A 16,779-nucleotide genomic window follows, 5' to 3' on the forward strand; every position below is an offset into this window, starting at 1 on the left:
TTGATAGGTCTGAGGTGGAAGTGTGGCGACACATGGAGCTGACAGATACTAATCGATCGAGGACTTAACCATATTTTGAATGATGTCACACCTGTTATCTAGTTTTGAGAGAACACTCTCAATTTGTTTGGTGGCGATAGCGAAGAGGTCACACCCGTTCCCATACCGAACACGGAAGTTAAGCTCTTCAGCGCCGATGGTAGTCGGGGGTTTCCCCCTGTGAGAGTAGGACGCCGCCAAGCAAGCTTAAACCCAGCTCAATGAGCTGGGTTTTTTATTTTATATCTGTGCCGATTTGCTTTCGTCAGTATCCATTTTATCAAGCTTCTGCTTTTTAAGTTTTCTAATATTTTTGAATCCCAATACAATCACCAGCATGATCAACATGAGAGTCATAAATAATCAAAATGCAGGTTGTACGGGAGACTCATCCAGACTCCATCCGACTGCGATTGGCAGGATAGAGCCGCCAATCCATTGGCAGCGAGCAGCATGCCTGTCGTTTGTTCGGAAACCGGCTCGGGTTGCCAAATGAGAGAAAAGATATTACTGTCATTAAAACGATTCTTGGTTTCATCCGGATATGATAAAATGTCTCAGACTATATTTGAGCCATTTTTTTCTTCAGCAATCATCTTGCGTAATTGATAAAAATTTATTATGATACTCTTTGTATGACAACTCCTTGCCTCAATACAATATACTCAACGTTTCCCCGTTTTCTCCGGTCGTTTTTCTTTTCATTTTCTCCCGTAAAATAAAAAAAGCTCCCAATACAATAGATATGGTGCGGATTTATTTTTTACTAAAAAGGAGTCGTTATATTTGAATAATAGTTTTACATTAAAACAGCAATGGTTCGGGAATATCCGAAAAGACATTCTTGCTGGCATTTTAGTTGCGTTAGCGTTAATACCTGAAGCGATTGGCTTTTCTATTATAGCCGGTGTGGATCCGATGGTCGGTCTTTATGCGTCATTTTGCATAGCCATTATTATTTCTATTTTTGGCGGCAGACCTGGCATGATTTCAGCTGCGACAGGCTCAATGGCAGTTGTTATGGTGTCGCTGGTTGCTGATCATGGGCTTCAGTATTTATTTGCAGCTACGATTTTGACTGGCATTATTCAAGTGATTTTAGGTATCAGTAAAATTGCAAGATTAATGAAATTCATCCCGCGTTCTGTGATGATCGGGTTTGTGAATGCGCTGGCAATCCTTATCTTCTCTGCGCAGCTTCCCCAGTTTGAAGGTGCTTCTTGGAGCATGTATGCGATGCTTGCCGGGTCGTTGGTTATTATTTATGTGCTGCCAAGGTTTACGACTGCTGTTCCGTCTCCGCTTGTGGCGATTATTGTGATGACAATTATTGCGGTCACTTTCCATGTGGATGTGCGGACGGTTGGTGATATGGGCAATATTTCTAGTTCATTGCCTCATTTCTTAATCCCTGATGTTCCGTTTACCTTTGAAACACTGCAAATTATTTTTCCTTATTCAATTGCTTTAGCGTTTGTCGGGTTGCTTGAATCTTTGCTGACAGCACAGATTATTGATGAAATGACGGATACGGATAGTGATAAAAATAAAGAGAGCCGCGGACAGGGAATTGCGAATATCGTGACTGGATTCTTTGGCGGAATGGCAGGCTGCGCTATGATCGGACAATCTGTCATTAATACAAAAGCGGGCGGTCGCGGACGTTTGTCAGCATTTGTTGCCGGTGCTTTTCTGATGTTTTTAATTGCGGTGTTAAGTCATGTCGTGGTGAAAATCCCAATGGCGGCGTTAGTGGCTGTAATGGTTATGGTGTCTGTCGGCACTTTTGATTGGTCTTCTTTAAAAGGTCTCAAAAAAGCGCCGCTCACGGACTCGATTGTCACGGTTGTGACTGTGGTTACGGTTGTTGTGACAGATGACTTATCTAAGGGTGTATTTGTCGGTGTTCTTTTAAGTGCCGTGTTCTTTGTAGCAAAAATCTCGAAGCTGAAAATCGTTTCTCATGCAGAGGATCAAAAGCTTAGAACGTATCAAGTGAAGGGGCAAATCTTTTTTGCGTCAGTGACTGATCTTACGAATGCGTTTATATATCAAGAGGATATTGAGCGGGTTGTGATTGACTTAACTGAAGCTCACGTATGGGACGATTCTGGTGCGGCCGCACTTGATAAGATTGTTGCGAAGTTTAAGGAACAAGGCATTGAAGCTGAGTTAAAAGGTTTGAATAAAGCGAGTAAATCTCTAATGAAACAGATGGCATAAAATAGAGAAGCCCAGATGAATGAGATCTGGGCTTTTTTATATAACATACACTTAAGCAGCATTGATATAATAGAGAGAAGAGAAATTTTAAATAGGGGACTTGCATATGATGCTTCAGAAGCTGAACCGTGTATTGGGGAGAGTGATGCCGCTGTTAACGCCGACTAGTGTGGTGTTGGGCGTGCTGCTGTCTCAGTTTTTAAATGGGTATGAATGGGCTGTACCTTGGATCTTTGCTTTTATTACGTTTGCAGGCAGTTTGAGCGCGAACTTTCAATCTTTGAGACATGCATTGTCTCATCCTCTCCCTATGATTCTTGCACTATTCGTTCTTCATATTTTCATGCCGCTTTTTGCTTGGGGCAGCGGCCATCTTATATTTAAAGGTGATCCTTTGACGATTACCGGTTTAACATTGGCTGTTGTGATTCCTACGGGGATTACAAGCTTGATTTGGGCAGCGATGTACAAAGGGAATGTCGGTTTGACACTTTCGATTATTTTAATTGATACTGTGCTGTCACCGCTAATCGTACCGCTGAGTCTTTCATTGCTGGCCGGCGCTCAGGTTCATATGGATGTGTGGGGAATGATGAAAGGTCTGATTGTAATGGTCGTGATTCCTTCTTTTCTGGGCATGCTGTTTAATCAGATGTCATCTCCAGAAAGAACTGCGTCTGTGAGCAGTGCGCTGTCGCCTTTTTCAAAGCTTTGCTTGATGGCAGTGATTGCGATTAACAGTTCAGCGATTGCTCCTTATTTCAAATCCATTGATTTGAGATTTGCAGGAATAGCTGTAACGGTATTCTTTATCGCGTTAACAGGCTATGCCGCTGCTTGGCTGATCGGAAAAATGATGAAAAGGCGGCAAGAGGAAATAGTCTCTCTTATATTTACGGGAGGCATGAGGAATATTAGTGCCGGCGCAGTTCTTGCCGTTACGTTCTTCCCGTCTCAGGTTGCCGTTCCTGTTGTGATCGGCATGCTGTTTCAGCAGATATTGGCTGCTTTGTTTGGCTATATGCTGAATCGTTTTGAATTAAAACCAATGTTGCAGAAAGCATAAAAAAACCGCTCATAGGGTTGAGCGGTTTTTTCCGTATAGCCATTCGAGCGCGTTGATGAACTGTTTGCAGAAATACTTGCGGTGGTGCACCGCTCCTTTTTCAATTGAAAGATACAACCGGTCTTCAGTGAAGCCTTTTTCTTTTAGACTTTGATGAACTTGCTTTGTTTTTTTCAGCATATGTCGCTGAATGGATTGTTTTTCACGGCCTTCTTCACTCCCGACAGACATGAAAACACGTGTAGTGCCGGGCTTTAAAGAAGATATATGAATGGTTTCCGCTGCGTTCTCGTACCAGTATGAACCTGATATAGAGCCTATTTTCCCGAACATTGACGGATATTTTAATAAGGCGAACATTGAGATGAGGCCGCCTAATGAGGCACCGATCATTCCTCTTGACTGCGGTTCCCTGATGACGTTCCAGTTTTCTTCGATTAGCGGAATGAACTGGTTCGTTATATCAGACAGATAGTGATATCCCATTCCGCCGAAGTCCGTGAACCGATCACTGAGTGATGCAGCCGGCCAAGGTGTGTATTCATTTAGCCGGTTTTCGGGTTCGATACCGATCAGCACGAGTTCAGGGAGCCTTTGCTGTTGATATGCGCTTTCTAATAATTCGATTTGGTTTTGGAACAAAGAACTGCCATCCTGCACGTAAACAGCAGGAAATCCCCCGCTGTCTGTGCTGTAGGAAGGAGGGAGGTACAGCGTGAACCTCCTGTTGCCGGCTTTGTGTTCTGAAAGAGATCCTTTCAAGCATTCTCCCCCTTTTTTTGCTTGAAAAGCAGATATAAGAAATAAGGAACTCCGAGGATCGCCAAAATGATGCCTGCGGGCACTTCTGCGGGCTGAAAAAACAGTTTTCCGGCAAAGTCTGCGCTTATCACAAGAAGCATCCCGATTAAACCGCTCAGTGGCAGGATATAGCGATGTTCGACGCCAGCCAGTCTCCGTGAGATATGGGGAGCAATTAAGCCGACAAACGCCATACTTCCCGCTACGGAGACACAGGCGCTGATGATTGCTACACAGGCTACGAGCAGGATGGTTTTTTCTTTATTTGATGAAATGCCGAGGCTTCTGACTGTGTCTTCATCAAAACGAATGGTGTCGAGCAGGCGGGATTTGCCGATAAGAATCGGTATAAACAGCAGCATCCATGGGAGAACGGCTGTGATATACGTCCAGTTGGCAGACCAGATGCTTCCGTTTTTCCACACCATGGCCATTTGATAGTCTTGCGGGTCCATTTTTAAAGATAAAAACAAAGACAGGGCGCTGAATCCTGAATTGATCGCAATCCCTACCAGAATAATTCTTCCTGAATCTAAATTGCCTCTGTGCCATGCAAATATGTAAATCAGGATCGCCGCGATGAGCCCGCCTATCAATCCAAAGAGCGGCATTCCCATCGCTGCAGCTATGGATGTCACTTCCTTCTGGCCTTGGAATAAGAGCATAAACGCTACAATGCCGGCTCCTGCCCCTGCGTTGATTCCGAGAATTCCAGGGTCAGCAAGCCCGTTTCTCGTGATGGCCTGGATAACAGCGCCTGCAATGCCAAGACCGAGTCCAATAATAGCAGCCATGACAACCCGCGGCAGTCTTAAATCGAACAACAAAATTTCATACTGCGGATTCGGGTCGATTTGAAAAAGAGTGGAGAGCAGCTCAGCAGGACGAACAGAAAATGATCCGCTCGTTAAGCTGAAATAGCTGACAACAAGAATCAAAGCGATGAACAATGCATATTTTTTAGCCATTTTGCTCCCCTCCTTTTCGTTTAATTAAATAAAGGAAGAAAGGTACGCCGATAATGGATGTTACGACCTCAATCGGTGTTTCAAACGGATAGTTGATAAATCTGCTTGCGAGATCACACAGAGTTAAAAAGATTCCGCCCAAAAGACAGGAGCACGGAATCAGCCTGCTGTAATCAGAGCCGACGAGAAATCTCGTGATATGCGGAACAACCAACCCGACAAACGCAATTTTTCCGGCCAGCGCTACGGCACTGCCGGTTAAAATGATGACGGAAAGCATCGCCATGATTTTAATGGTTTTTTTCTTTTGCCCCAGGCTTTTAGAAATGTCGTCCCCTAATGATACAGCGGTTACCTTTTTGCTGAGAGAAATGGCCATTATAATGCCAATCAGGAAAAACGGAGCGGCAAGCTTCAGGAAATCTGGACTCATTTGATGAAGTCTGGCACTGTACCAGAAACTGAGATCCTGAGAAATTTGAAAATAAATCGACATGGCCGCTGATAAGCTGCTGAGCAGCATGCTTGTGACTGTGCCGATGATGGCGAGCTGCACGGGGGTAAATCCGTTTGGCATCATGGCGGCAAGGCCGAATACTAACACCGCTCCTAACGCTGAGCCGATAAAAGAGTATATCATCATTTCAATCGAAGATGATTGCGGGAGCAGAACCATGCAAAGCGTAATGATAAACGCTGAACCATCTGAAACACCCATAATGGATGGCGAAGCTAAATAATTGCGCGTAATGCCCTGCATAAGCGCTCCAGAAACAGCAAGGGCTGCCCCTATGAGCAGAGCGCCGGCAGCCCTTGGAATCCGGGAATGCCATATAATTTGATGGTCTGTGTTTCCCGGATCGAAATGAATAAGAGATGTAAAAACAATATCTGTGCTAAGATGCTTTGCCCCATAAAGGATTGAAAGTAAAAGTGACAGCGCTATAGCAAATGGAGAAGTAATCAATATGATACGTGTCCACTGTTTTGAATACATACAAAAACCTACTCTGAATTAGTTTTGTGTCAATTTTTCAGCAGCCGCTTTCAGGAAACGGACTTTGCTCCAAGCTGTACCGCCTTGTGCGAGAGGGTCCACTGAGTTGACATACACATGGTCTTCTTTGACTGCTTTGAGGCTTTTCCAGATTGGATTTTTCTCTAAATCTTTTAAGGCATCAGGTTTGTCTGCATTTTCATCATCAGAAAATTGGACGAAAATATGGTCCGGGTTCATTTCACTTAATTTTTCTAATGAAATCAGCTCTTGCGCTTTTGCAGCTTTTACTTCGTTAGGCGCCTTAAGGCCTAAATCACCGTATAGTGTGGAGTTGAAATACACCTGTTCAGGGTAAATGTAAATGTTGCCTTGTCTAATTCTAATGACAAGCGCTTTTGAATCTTTCGCTTTATCGTTGATTTTTGTTTTTGTTTCTTTTAGATCTTGTTCATAGTCTGCAATAATTTTCTTTGCTTTTTTCTCTTTTCCGGTCAGCTGGGCAAGCAGCATCATGTTTTCCTTCCAGTTTGAAGAGATATGAGAAACTGGGATCGTCGTGCCTGCTGTGCTGATTTTTTGCAGCGTTTTTTCCGGAAACTTTGTTGAAGCAAGGATAACATCTGGCTTCATTTCAAGAATCTTTTCGATATTTGGCTCCATTTTTTCTCCGGTTGGTTTGGCTTTATCAGTGATGTCTTTGAACATATCAGGGAATTTGCCGGAGAATGAAATTGCGCCTTGCGGATGAACGTCAAGCAATTTCGCGTCTTCCATTGATTCAACGCTTCCCGTAATGGCGATTTTGTCTGTCGGTACAGTTACTTCATATGTTTTATCAAGGTATTCAATTTTCTTCTTCTCAGATGCTGTGCCGCTTGCCTTGCTGGCAGTTGATTCATTTTTGCTGCCGCAAGCTGCCGCCGTCAGCGCGAGAAGTAAGATTAATAAGGTAAGAGATATCTTTTTCATCTATAGAGCCTCCTGTTCAATTGATAACTATTATCAATTGGAATTATAGAGAATGAACAGATATAACACCATGGACAAATTCCTGATTTATCATGGACAATCTCCGGATAGTAAAGAAACAGTTTGCTGAACGATGCGTTCGTGCCCGCAAGCTGAGTATTCATTCCACGGGTCAAGGGATAGAAGATAAACACGGTTATCTCGTACCGCGCTTAGGTTTTGCCATGCTTCTGTCTGCTGTAATTGCTGGTAGTAAGCTATGGTCTCCGGCTCTTTAAAAAGAAAAAGCATCATACAGTCAGCTTGGTAATTTGCGATATTTTCTAACGAAATCGCTTGTTCTGAAGGTGTGTCAGCCGTTGTTGCCGAGCTGAATCCTAAATCCCCAAAGAAAACTTCGCGGACACTTCGGTTATGAGCCAGATAGAAGTTTTGCTTATGCAGCCTCAAAAAGAGAAAACGCAGCCCTTGAACGTGCTGAAGTGTTTTTTTGGCGGCTGTTGTCTGCTGGTCATAATCCGCTAGCCACTTTTCTGCTTCGGACTCCTCCTTTAAAAATGAGGCAGTTTGCAGAAAGTGGGTTCTCCAGCTTTCTTCTGAAGGAAGGTACATGACTTCTGCGATGCGATTCAGGCGATCTTGTTCTTCTGGAGAAATAGAATCCATGCTGACAATCACATCTGGTTCTGCCTGTGATAACGTGTACAGGTTTTCTTCCCACTTTTCATTAAACCGGTATGCACTAAGCTGGACGGGTATATCTGTCGAATAATGCTGATAGTAGTAAGACGTCCATTTCGGATGCAGAGCGGCCGCAAAAGGTATGTGGTGAAGAGGGATGAGATGGCCCATTGTGCCCCTTCCGTATGCGGCGATTTTCTTTCGGCGTTTTTTCATATAGCTTGTAGGTGAACAGCCTGTATATTTTTTAAAGATTCTGCTGAAATAAAATTCATCTTGATAACCGGTTTGGTGTGCGATTTCTTTCAATTTGCAGTTTGATTTTGCCATGAGCCGTTTTGCCTTTGTGATTCGTGTTTTCGTAATAAATTCTGTTACGCTCTGTCCTGTCCATTTTTTAAAACTTTCACTGTAGTGTTTGGCACTGATTCCTGCCATTTGCGACAGCTGGGCAAGCGTGATTTTTGTATCGGCATGGGTTTCGATATAGTGTTTTGTTTTTTCGATTGCTGAATGTGTATCCGTTTGATCAGATAAACTGGCAGTAAAAAGGTCATAAATCAGGCTTTGTACTTCAATCACACATTTTAGCTGAGAAAGCTGAGACGATTCATTCCATAGTGCAGCAAGCTCTTGAAGCCGGACTGCAAGATTTTCGATATGTGAAACATTCATAAGCTTCAGGTTGGCTAATTCCGATTCTGTGCACGGTGTGAAAATATCTTGTCCGGTTTCCTTGATATAGCTTTGAAGTCTGATCAGACAGGCATCTATATGTCCATCGGCTGCTGGCGTAAAGCCAAAGGTCTCGTTAGGCGGACAAACATAAAGTGTCTTTTTTTGCAGAGGATTGGTGTTTGTTCCGATCGAAATATAGCCGTTTCCTTTTAAATGAAAAATCAGCACGAATGAATCGGCTAATTGCTGTTCTGAGAAGAGATCACTTGTCTTTTTTAGATATTCAATTTGTATCGGTTGATAAATCACTGCATTTTGCACGAGTAGACCACCTTTTCAGAAGCTTTCAATTGATAATCATTTTCAATAAAAATTGTACCAAATAAATGAAAGTTTTCCTATATAAAGCGGGTGGGTTTTTAGCATGAAAAAAACTCTTACTTATGTGTAAAAGTAAGGGTCTTTCGTTCAGTAAGAATATGTTACACGTGTAACATACGATGCTTACGTTCTAATAAATGAGATATTTTTTTCTTGTTTTGCTGAATTGTTGGAGTGTTTTTTCATAGCTGTTTATGATGCCCTCAACCGAAGTTCCATTTTCAATTTTTGTCCTGATCCAGCCGTTGCCTGCCAGTTTATCGAATGAACCTGTTGACAGGAACTCAAAATCCTCAGGATAGAGATCGTGTATGGTTTTAATGACTGAAAGACCCGTTTTAACGGCTTCAAACTTATCTCTGTCTGTCACATAGAGCTGCACACCGTGGCAAAGCGTTCCTTGATGTTTAGAAAACGTCGGTGTGAAGGATGCTGCCCTAAATGTTACGCCCGGCAAATGGAGGCTGTTTAATGTTTCTTCAAGTTCTGTGCTTTTGATAAAGGGAGCTCCGATCAATTCGAATGGCTTTGTTGTCCCTCGCCCTTCGGATATATTTGTTCCTTCAATCAGCCCGGTTGCAGGATAAACAAATGTGCTTTCCACCGTCGGCATGTTAGGCGAAGGGAGGACGAAAGGCAATCGGGTATCGTCAAAATCCATTTTTCGTTTCCAGTGTTTCATTTTTACCACTGTAAGATCGGCATCAATATCAAATTCTTTGTTGAACAGTAAAGCCAATTCGCCTATCGTCATCCCATGCTTCAATGGAATGGGATACAATCCGACAAATGAGGCGTATTCAGGTTCTAAGATTGGTCCTTCAATATGATTCCCGCCTTGAGGATTCGGACGGTCCAGCACCATAAATGGAATGCCGTTTTCTTTAGCGGCTTCCATTGCGTATGCCATTGTATAAATGTACGTGTAGAAACGGGTCCCGACATCCTGAATGTCAAACATTAGAATATCGACATTTTTCAGCATTTCTGGAGTCGGTTTTTTCGTTTTTCCGTAGAGGCTGTATACGGGTACCCCGGTTTTTTCGTCAATGTAAGAGCCTACTTCGTCTCCAGCCTGGGCGTCACCGCGGACGCCGTGTTCAGGGCCGAATAAAGCTGTCAGTTTGATATCTGGGTTCTCGTAAAGAATATCGACACTGCTTTTCAGAGATGCGTTTACTCCGGTTGGATTGGTGATCAGTCCGATGCGTTTTCCCTTGAGCTGTTTTTTATAGTCTGGCAAGAGCGTGTCTATACCAGTCTGGACTTTAGGCTTTTTAGCCGTTTGATTCTTTGAATCGGGTGAAGCAGAGGCAGCGGTTATCGTTCCGAACATCATGAGCCCTGTCAGAAAAGCGAATATTGTTTTTATCATGTGTCCCTCCTTATTAAAGCGGTCTTCCCGTTTTGATATTTAATCCGTAGCCATATGGATAAAGGGTGTCCCCCGGGTTCGTGACTGATGGGATGTCAACTGGAAGTGTGCCTTTAGGTTTTGCCTGGCCGAAAATCGCCATCACTCCGGCCGGAATATTAGGTTGAAGATAACGGCCATTTGCGTATCCTTTAAAGCCATAGACTGCAATCAGTGCCTTTGCTTCTTCGAAATTGGCTGCATCATAGGGGTTGCGCAGGCTCATTAAGACAAATGGTTTGTTGTGCTGCAGTGCGGCTTTCATGACAGCTCTCGGAAACACGGTGGCCCATTTGCTTGAATCTGATATTGTGTCGTCGATGACACCGTCGTTGACGACAGGGTCATTTTTGACGACATAGGAGCCGGTTATGATATAATCAGCCTTTTTTACTTGTTTTGCATGCTCGGCATTAAATACTTGGTTGGCAAAATTCATTTTGTCGACAGATACGGGTTTGATTTTCTTTCGCTTGATGAGATCGTGAATGGTTTGTTCGATTGAAGCAGTTTGTTCTTCGTAAGGTGCCACAATTAAGATGTGGCTGCCTTTTTTAGGCTTGAACGGCAAAGTGTGCTGTTCATTTTTTAATACAGTTACTGCTTTTTCAGCTATTTTTTTCTCTGCTTTCAGGTGCTGCTTGCTTCCTACGATTTTTTGGGCTTTGGCTATTTTTTCTTTTGTACTGTCGCTATTTCGCGCTGGATACATGCCGCGTTTTATTTTCAGGGAAATGATTCTTTCAACTGATTTGTTGATTTGTTGTTCAGGAATATCCCCGTTTTTTATGGTTTCTTTTAAAGCTTGAATGACACGTGCGAATTTCTGTTCTTCTTTCATTGAAGTGACTGAGGCTGGCATTAATGCAATATCGACACCAGCTTTAACAGCCATGACCACAGCCTCTTCCTGTCCGAAATGATCTGCAATTGCCTTCATATTGAGCGCATCAGTAACGATCACACCATTAAAGCCCATTTCCTCACGAAGAAGACCTGTCATCACTTTTTTTGAAAGTGTAGCTGGAACCAGAATATCCGACCCATCGAGTTTGCTTTTGTAAGTGGTGTCATCAAAGGCGGGAAACTGAACATGGGCTGTCATCACCATATCAGCACCAGCATCAATTGCTTTTTGAAAAGGATAAAGCTCGACTTCGCGAAGCCGTTCTTGGCCATGGGAAACTAGCGGCAGTCCATAATGGCTGTCAACGTCCGTGTCTCCATGTCCCGGGAAATGTTTGAGGGCAGACGCGATATCCTGCCGCTGCAACCCTTTCATCGTGTATAAACCGAGGCGTGATGTCAGTTCTCGGTTGGAGCTGAATGACCGTACGCCGATTACAGGATTATTAGGATTATTGTTAATGTCCACGACAGGGCTGAAATCTGTATTGATGCCTAAGGCAGAGAGCTCTTTCCCGATGATGCTGCCGGTCTGATACGCATTGATTCTGCTTCTGGCTGCGCCCAGTGCCATATTCCCTGGGAAATTAGTGCCCTCCCCTAACCTCGTTACAATGCCGCCTTCCTGATCAATACTCAGCATGAGCGGGATTTTTGGACTTGCCTTTTGGTAATCGTCTGTCAGTTGGACAGTTTGTTTTGTTGTTTTTACATTTTCTGCAAAAAGGATGATGCCTCCGAATTGATATTTCTTGACGAGGCTGGCGACTTCATCATTCATTTCTGTAAGGGCTTGCGGAGAGGACTCGCCTTCCTTTTGCCAATTTCTAAAATCAGGCATCAGCATCTGGCCGAGTTTTTCATCTAACGACATACGATTGACAATCTGATTGGCATCGATTGAACGTTTGGATGCAGAGGCTTCTGTCTGTCTGGCCCCGAAAAAGCATGAAAGAAAGAGAACGGCTGAAAGGATAAGCGGAAAGACAGGTCTCATAGAAACTTCCTCCTATCGTCTAATCATTCACTCCATCGCTTCATAAATCGCGGTTATGACACTTCCATAACTGCTTGTTGCAAATTGATCACCCTCAAAGACGTTTGGATTTTCTTCCGGATCAATAACTGGCGTATGCTTTTTATTTGTTAACAATGCGATGCCTAAATTGTATGCTGGATCAATAATTGTAACTGTCCCCGTCCAGCCGGTATGCCCGTAAGCATTTTCGCTGGCATGAGGGCCAAACATCCATTCCATGCTTTTACTTCCGTTCCGCCTCCAGCCAAGAGCGAATGTCGGATCTGTTGCTGAAGGTGCTGTAAACAGGTCGGCTGTTTTCTGATCAAATAAAGAAATGTTTCGGTATGAACCTTTGTTTAACATGACTTGCAGCAGTATGGCCATATCATCTGCATTTGAGAACAATCCGGCATGCCCAGACACGCCGTCCATTGAGTAAAACGCTTTTTCGTCATGCACCTCTCCTTGCAGCGTGTTTGTGCGGATGTTAGGGAATTGAATAACGCCGTCACGTGTATTGCCCATGCGTTCAGTAGCTGCGAACTGTTTCGGTTTAAAGCCCTTTTGCAGCGGATTGTACAAGGTATGCTTCAGCCTGAGCGGTTTGTAGAACTCTTGCTCCGTGTAGACATCAAGCGGTTTACCGGTGAGTTTTTCGACAATACATCCGAGTAGCATATATCCAATGTCACTGTATACGTGCTTTGTCCCAGTTTGATAATCGAGCGGAATTTTCGTCAAATATTCAATCGTTTTGTCCCGTTCCTGGGAATAGTACTTGCCGGCTTTTTCCGGCGTGTAAAAGTAAAAGCTTGATGGGAGCCCTGATTGGTGCTGGAGGACATCGATGACACGTATCTTGTCTTTTCCTTTTATGAGGTCACCCGGCTGATCCTTGAAACCCGGCAAATATGCAGAAACTTTTTCATAGACGTCAAGTTTTCCTTGGCTGACTAAGCGCTGCAATGCAAAGTTTGTTGCGTACATTTTTGTATTTGAGGCTAAGTCAAACATCGAGCGGGTTTTCATTTTGGCCGGACGGCGCAGCAGTTCTGACCCTTCGTACTTTTTACTGTAGCCGTATGCTGCTTTTTTTATGATGCGTCCATCCTTCACCACCACAAGAACGGCGCCTGGAAATCCTGCTGTAATATCCCGTTCTATCATCTGATCTACCTTCTTTAGCTTCTTCGTCGAGAATTGTGCAGTTTCTGCATTTATGGTTTTCGGCTCAACCAAGTTGTCTGCTGTTTGTGCGAAGGTTTCATTTGGCGCGAATATCGATAGGGTTAAAATGGCACTGAATATGAACAGTGTCTTTGTTTTCACAGGCTAGCCCCTTTCTGTGCTTCTATCCCGTTTACTATCCCTAAAACAGAAACAATTTAATCGAACTGAGAAGCCATTTCATCTTTATATCCGAATGCATAGGTCAATAAAAAGCCGGCCGCGTAGGAAATAAAGAGCCCAACGATATACAGGATGATTTGCGAAGGCAGGACTAGAAAGGAAAGCGGCAGTCCGGAGACACCAATCGCAATGGTGGCTACTTGAAAATACGCTTGAAAGGCGCCGCCGATTCCAGCTCCTAAACATGCTGTTAAAAACGGACGGCCAAGCGGCAGCGTGACTCCGAAAATAAGCGGTTCACCAATGCCGAGCAGTCCCGATGGAAGCCCGCCAGCGATTGCTTTCCTCAGTGTTGTTTTTTTCGTCTTCACGAAAACGGCAAAGGCCGCGCCTACCTGTCCTGCACCTCCCATAGCCAAAATAGGGAGCAGAGGATCATTGCCAATTGAATTGATCAGTTCCATGTGCACAGGCGTCAAGCCTTGATGCAGTCCGGTTACGACGAGAGGAAGGAAGGTTGCACCCAGAATAAAGCCCGCAGCGATGCCGCCGATGTCCAGGATGGACAGTAGGCCGGATGTAATAGCATCAGAAATGAATCCGCCTAAAGGCATAAATACGACATACGTTACGATTCCGGTGATTAACAGTGAAACGGTGGGTGTGACAATGATATCAAGTGATTGAGGAATAAAACGGCGAATAAATTGTTCGGTGTAAGCAATGAATATGGCTGCGAAAAGGACGCCGATCAGACCTCCCCTGCCTGGGAGAAGCTCTTCTCCAAATAAACTGATTTTTGCGATCTCCGGATTGATAATCAAGATCCCGGCCAAAGCCCCAAGTGCGGGTGTCCCGCCAAATTCTTTCGAAGCGTTAATACCGACGAGAATGCCGAGATAAGTGAACAGCCCTGATCCGATGACTGTCAGGATAACCGCAATTTGTGAGTCTGCAGAGAGCCAGCCTGCTTGAATAATTGCTTTGGTAATCCCAGTAATTAAACCGGAAGCGACTAGAGCGGGAATAAGAGGGATAAAAATGCTGGCAATTTTACGTAAGAAAAGTTTAAAAGGAGTGGCGTTTTTTCGATTGATATCGGCTTTCTTTTTGGCCGCTGCTTCTTTGACATCGGCACCTTCTTCTGCTGACACGAGCTTTGAGAAAGCAGCTGTAACATGATTGACGACTCCTGTGGCGAGGATAATTTGTAACGTTTCAGCTTCAACGACCCCCAATACGCCGTCAAGCTTTCTTAAACCCTGAGCATCTGCTTTGCTTTCATCGTAAGGCGTAATGCGCAGGCGTGTCATGCAATGCGTATATGAAGAAATATTGGATTTTCCTCCGCATAGCTCAAGGATTTTCTGTGCGAGATGATGGTAGTTATTTTCTTTGCTCATTAAAACCCCTCCCCTTCAAGATGCCTTATTTTTTTCTCATAGATTGGATGGCTGCTCTCGTTTTATCGATATAACCGGTTGTCGTTTCATACTGCTCAGCCGCCATGCCTAAAAACAAAACATCAATTATAAAAAGCTGGGCGAGGCGGGAGGAAGTGGCCGCACTTCGAATCAAGGCTTCATTGGAATGGGCTGTATACAAAGGGACATCAGCCAGTGCGGAGACGGATGTCTGACTGAATTGTGTGATGCTGATCGTTGTAATGCCTTTTTCCTTGGCCATGGCGAACAGTTCAACGATTTCTTGTGTCTCTCCTGAAAACGAAATGGCGAATACGATGTCGTCTTTATCTGCATTTGCGATTAAAGATGCCACAAGATGAGTGTCTGTAAACGCGGTTGCTTGTTTATGAATGCGAAGCCACTTTTGCTGGGCGTCCTTGGCGACAATGCCGGAAGCCCCGAGGCCGATAAAATGCACGGTATGAGCTTTGAGAAGCAGAGAAACCGCTCGTTCAAGCTCTTTGTAGTCCATCAGGTCTGAAGTATCCTGAATGGCTTGAATGGCATTGCCGGCCGTTTTTTCGGAAATGGAGGGCAGCGGCTCGTGGGGAACAATATCCCGGTAGCCCTGAAACGTAGGCTTTGCCAGATCGCCTGCTACTCTCATTTTTAAATCTTGAAATCCTTTTAAACCGAGTGATTTGCAGAGCCTGATGACGGCAGCGTCACTTGAATTGGCTAAGGCGCTGATTTCGTTGACCGTGCTTTCGATTGCTTTGTGGGGATGGGCTAGGATATAATCTGCAAGTTTGCGCTCGGATGGAGGGAGCTTATGCTTCATTGATTGGATGATCGCTAAACCGCCTGTGGCCATTCTAGTTCTCTCCTTATCATGGATGGTAATGTTCGATTGCTTTGTCAATGAAACCGTTTGCTTCATCGAGTAATGTCTTTGCTTGTTTCTGATCTGTGCTTGTTTTGAGCATGACGATTGCTGTTTTGACGTGATGATCGGCTTGTTCCAGAGTGTATCTTGCTGTGTCGTATGAAGCGTTTGTAAGGCTTTGGATGATGCTGATGGCGCGTTCTTTTAGTTTTTTGTTGCTGACGTTGACGTCTACCATCAAGTTTTCGTAAACCTTGCCGATTTTGACCATTACAGCGGTAGATATCATGTTTAGAATCATTTTATGAGCGGTTGCGGCTTTCATACGTGTTGATCCTGTAATGGCCTCAGGTCCGACGACAACCTCAATGCTGTGATCCGCATCCTTGCTGATGGCGGAGTTTTCATTGCAAGTAAGGGCGATGGTGTGTGCTCCGACTTTTCGGGCGTATCTTAGGGCGCCTGCGGCGTACGGTGTGCGGCCGCTTGCTGCGATGGCAATGACGGTGTCATTTGAAGTGAGCTGTATGTTTCTTAAATCTTCAGCTCCTGCTTCTTCACTGTCTTCAATGCCCTCTGCTGCCTGTAAAAAGGCTTTGGGGCCTCCAGCCATGATTCCGATGACCTGATCAGGGCTTACGCTGTAGGTGGGAGGACATTCAACAGCATCCATGACGCCGAGTCTGCCGCTTGTGCCGGCGCCTGTATATATGAGCCGGCCTCCATTTTGAAACGATTCATATGCGCAGTCTACAGCCGTTTTGATGTCGGGGAGAACCTCCTGAACGGCTGCAGCGACTTTCATATCTTCGTTGTTGATCATTTTGAGGATGCCAAGAGTGTTTGCTTTGTGGATTTCAACTGTTTGGCTATTGCGTGATTCCGTTGTAAGACGGTGAAGGTTTAATGGTTCTGACATGAGGATGCCCCCTGTTTTAAAATGATATATCTCAATATTCAGTATATTCATTTCTGTTATGATATTTCAAC

The 16,779-nt window shown here is 44.3% G+C and carries 13 protein-coding genes, 1 rRNA gene and 1 pseudogene; 3 read left to right on the forward strand and 12 right to left on the reverse strand.

Annotated elements, in window-relative coordinates:
• Positions 1-126 precede the first annotated feature (126 nt).
• Positions 127-242, forward strand: a 5S ribosomal RNA gene (rrf, locus tag SB658_RS14140).
• Between the two features lie 37 nt (positions 243-279).
• Here rrf and SB658_RS14145 read toward each other — a convergent pair.
• Positions 280-512, reverse strand: a pseudogene (locus SB658_RS14145) (MFS transporter); the annotation flags it as partial.
• A 313-nt stretch (positions 513-825) separates the two neighbouring features.
• Between SB658_RS14145 and SB658_RS14150 the strand changes: the two are divergent.
• The gene (locus tag SB658_RS14150; protein WP_015252977.1) at positions 826-2,262 is read left to right on the forward strand and encodes a SulP family inorganic anion transporter; all 1,437 of its coding nucleotides are present in this window, start codon (positions 826-828) and stop codon (positions 2,260-2,262) included.
• A gap of 145 nt (positions 2,263-2,407) precedes the next feature.
• On the forward strand, positions 2,408-3,328 hold the full coding sequence (locus SB658_RS14155) for a bile acid:sodium symporter family protein (protein WP_014478637.1): 921 nt from the start codon (positions 2,408-2,410) through the stop codon (positions 3,326-3,328).
• A 9-nt stretch (positions 3,329-3,337) separates the two neighbouring features.
• Here SB658_RS14155 and SB658_RS14160 read toward each other — a convergent pair whose 3' ends face one another.
• The 11 genes from SB658_RS14160 to murQ all read right to left on the reverse strand — a co-directional run bounded on the left by SB658_RS14160 (position 3,338) and on the right by murQ (position 16,708).
• Positions 3,338-4,090: an alpha/beta hydrolase gene (locus SB658_RS14160; protein ID WP_038427276.1), complete on the reverse strand. Its 753-nt coding sequence runs from the start codon at positions 4,088-4,090 to the stop codon at positions 3,338-3,340.
• Positions 4,087-5,097 (reverse strand): iron ABC transporter permease FeuC, encoded by a 1,011-nt coding sequence (gene feuC / locus SB658_RS14165; protein ID WP_003234980.1) that lies wholly within the window; start codon positions 5,095-5,097, stop codon positions 4,087-4,089. Before feuC ends, SB658_RS14160 begins: the two co-directional genes overlap by 4 nt.
• Complete coding sequence (locus SB658_RS14170) at positions 5,090-6,094, reverse strand: FecCD family ABC transporter permease (RefSeq protein WP_014478640.1); 1,005 nt, start codon at positions 6,092-6,094, stop codon at positions 5,090-5,092. The genes feuC and SB658_RS14170 overlap by 8 nt, the downstream gene beginning before the upstream one ends.
• Positions 6,095-6,112: 18 nt before the next feature.
• Complete coding sequence (gene feuA / locus SB658_RS14175; RefSeq protein WP_014478641.1) at positions 6,113-7,066, reverse strand: iron ABC transporter substrate-binding protein FeuA; 954 nt, start codon at positions 7,064-7,066, stop codon at positions 6,113-6,115.
• Positions 7,067-7,156: 90 nt separating this feature from the next.
• Complete coding sequence (gene btr, locus SB658_RS14180; protein WP_144500621.1) at positions 7,157-8,746, reverse strand: bacillibactin transport transcriptional regulator Btr; 1,590 nt, start codon at positions 8,744-8,746, stop codon at positions 7,157-7,159.
• Between the two features lie 190 nt (positions 8,747-8,936).
• Entirely contained in the window at positions 8,937-10,181 is a 1,245-nt protein-coding gene (locus SB658_RS14185; protein WP_144500622.1) for an exo-beta-N-acetylmuramidase NamZ family protein, read from the reverse strand.
• A gap of 13 nt (positions 10,182-10,194) precedes the next feature.
• Positions 10,195-12,123, reverse strand: coding sequence for a beta-N-acetylhexosaminidase (gene nagZ / locus SB658_RS14190; RefSeq protein WP_410601809.1), 1,929 nt, complete (start codon positions 12,121-12,123; stop codon positions 10,195-10,197).
• Positions 12,124-12,150: 27 nt separating this feature from the next.
• Positions 12,151-13,476: an N-acetylmuramoyl-L-alanine amidase gene (gene amiE, locus SB658_RS14195; protein WP_088467490.1), complete on the reverse strand. Its 1,326-nt coding sequence runs from the start codon at positions 13,474-13,476 to the stop codon at positions 12,151-12,153.
• Positions 13,477-13,532: 56 nt separating this feature from the next.
• Positions 13,533-14,900, reverse strand: a complete 1,368-nt coding sequence (locus SB658_RS14200; RefSeq protein WP_144500624.1) for a PTS transporter subunit EIIC — start codon at positions 14,898-14,900, stop codon at positions 13,533-13,535.
• A 25-nt stretch (positions 14,901-14,925) separates the two neighbouring features.
• The gene (locus SB658_RS14205) at positions 14,926-15,777 is read right to left on the reverse strand and encodes a MurR/RpiR family transcriptional regulator (protein ID WP_021481935.1); all 852 of its coding nucleotides are present in this window, start codon (positions 15,775-15,777) and stop codon (positions 14,926-14,928) included.
• A gap of 16 nt (positions 15,778-15,793) precedes the next feature.
• Entirely contained in the window at positions 15,794-16,708 is a 915-nt protein-coding gene (murQ, locus tag SB658_RS14210; protein WP_021481934.1) for an N-acetylmuramic acid 6-phosphate etherase, read from the reverse strand.
• Positions 16,709-16,779 lie beyond the last annotated feature (71 nt).

This window comes from Bacillus sp. SIMBA_008 (genome assembly GCF_046535495.1).
Taxonomy (GTDB): Bacteria; Bacillota; Bacilli; order Bacillales; family Bacillaceae; genus Bacillus; species Bacillus subtilis.

What these genes read in the sequence shown, in the direction of transcription:
- SB658_RS14155 (WP_014478637.1), top strand. Translation starts at nt 2,408, where the DNA reads ATGCCGCTGTTAACGCCGACTAGTGTGGTGTTGGGCGTGCTGCTGTCT.
- feuC (WP_003234980.1), bottom strand. Translation starts at nt 5,097, where the DNA reads ATGGCTAAAAAATATGCATTGTTCATCGCTTTGATTCTTGTTGTCAGC.
- SB658_RS14170 (WP_014478640.1), bottom strand. Translation starts at nt 6,094, where the DNA reads ATGTATTCAAAACAGTGGACACGTATCATATTGATTACTTCTCCATTT.
- feuA (WP_014478641.1), bottom strand. Translation starts at nt 7,066, where the DNA reads ATGAAAAAGATATCTCTTACCTTATTAATCTTACTTCTCGCGCTGACG.
- SB658_RS14185 (WP_144500622.1), bottom strand. Translation starts at nt 10,181, where the DNA reads ATGATAAAAACAATATTCGCTTTTCTGACAGGGCTCATGATGTTCGGA.
- nagZ (WP_410601809.1), bottom strand. Translation starts at nt 12,123, where the DNA reads ATGAGACCTGTCTTTCCGCTTATCCTTTCAGCCGTTCTCTTTCTTTCA.
- SB658_RS14200 (WP_144500624.1), bottom strand. Translation starts at nt 14,900, where the DNA reads ATGAGCAAAGAAAATAACTACCATCATCTCGCACAGAAAATCCTTGAG.
- SB658_RS14205 (WP_021481935.1), bottom strand. Translation starts at nt 15,777, where the DNA reads ATGGCCACAGGCGGTTTAGCGATCATCCAATCAATGAAGCATAAGCTC.
- murQ (WP_021481934.1), bottom strand. Translation starts at nt 16,708, where the DNA reads ATGTCAGAACCATTAAACCTTCACCGTCTTACAACGGAATCACGCAAT.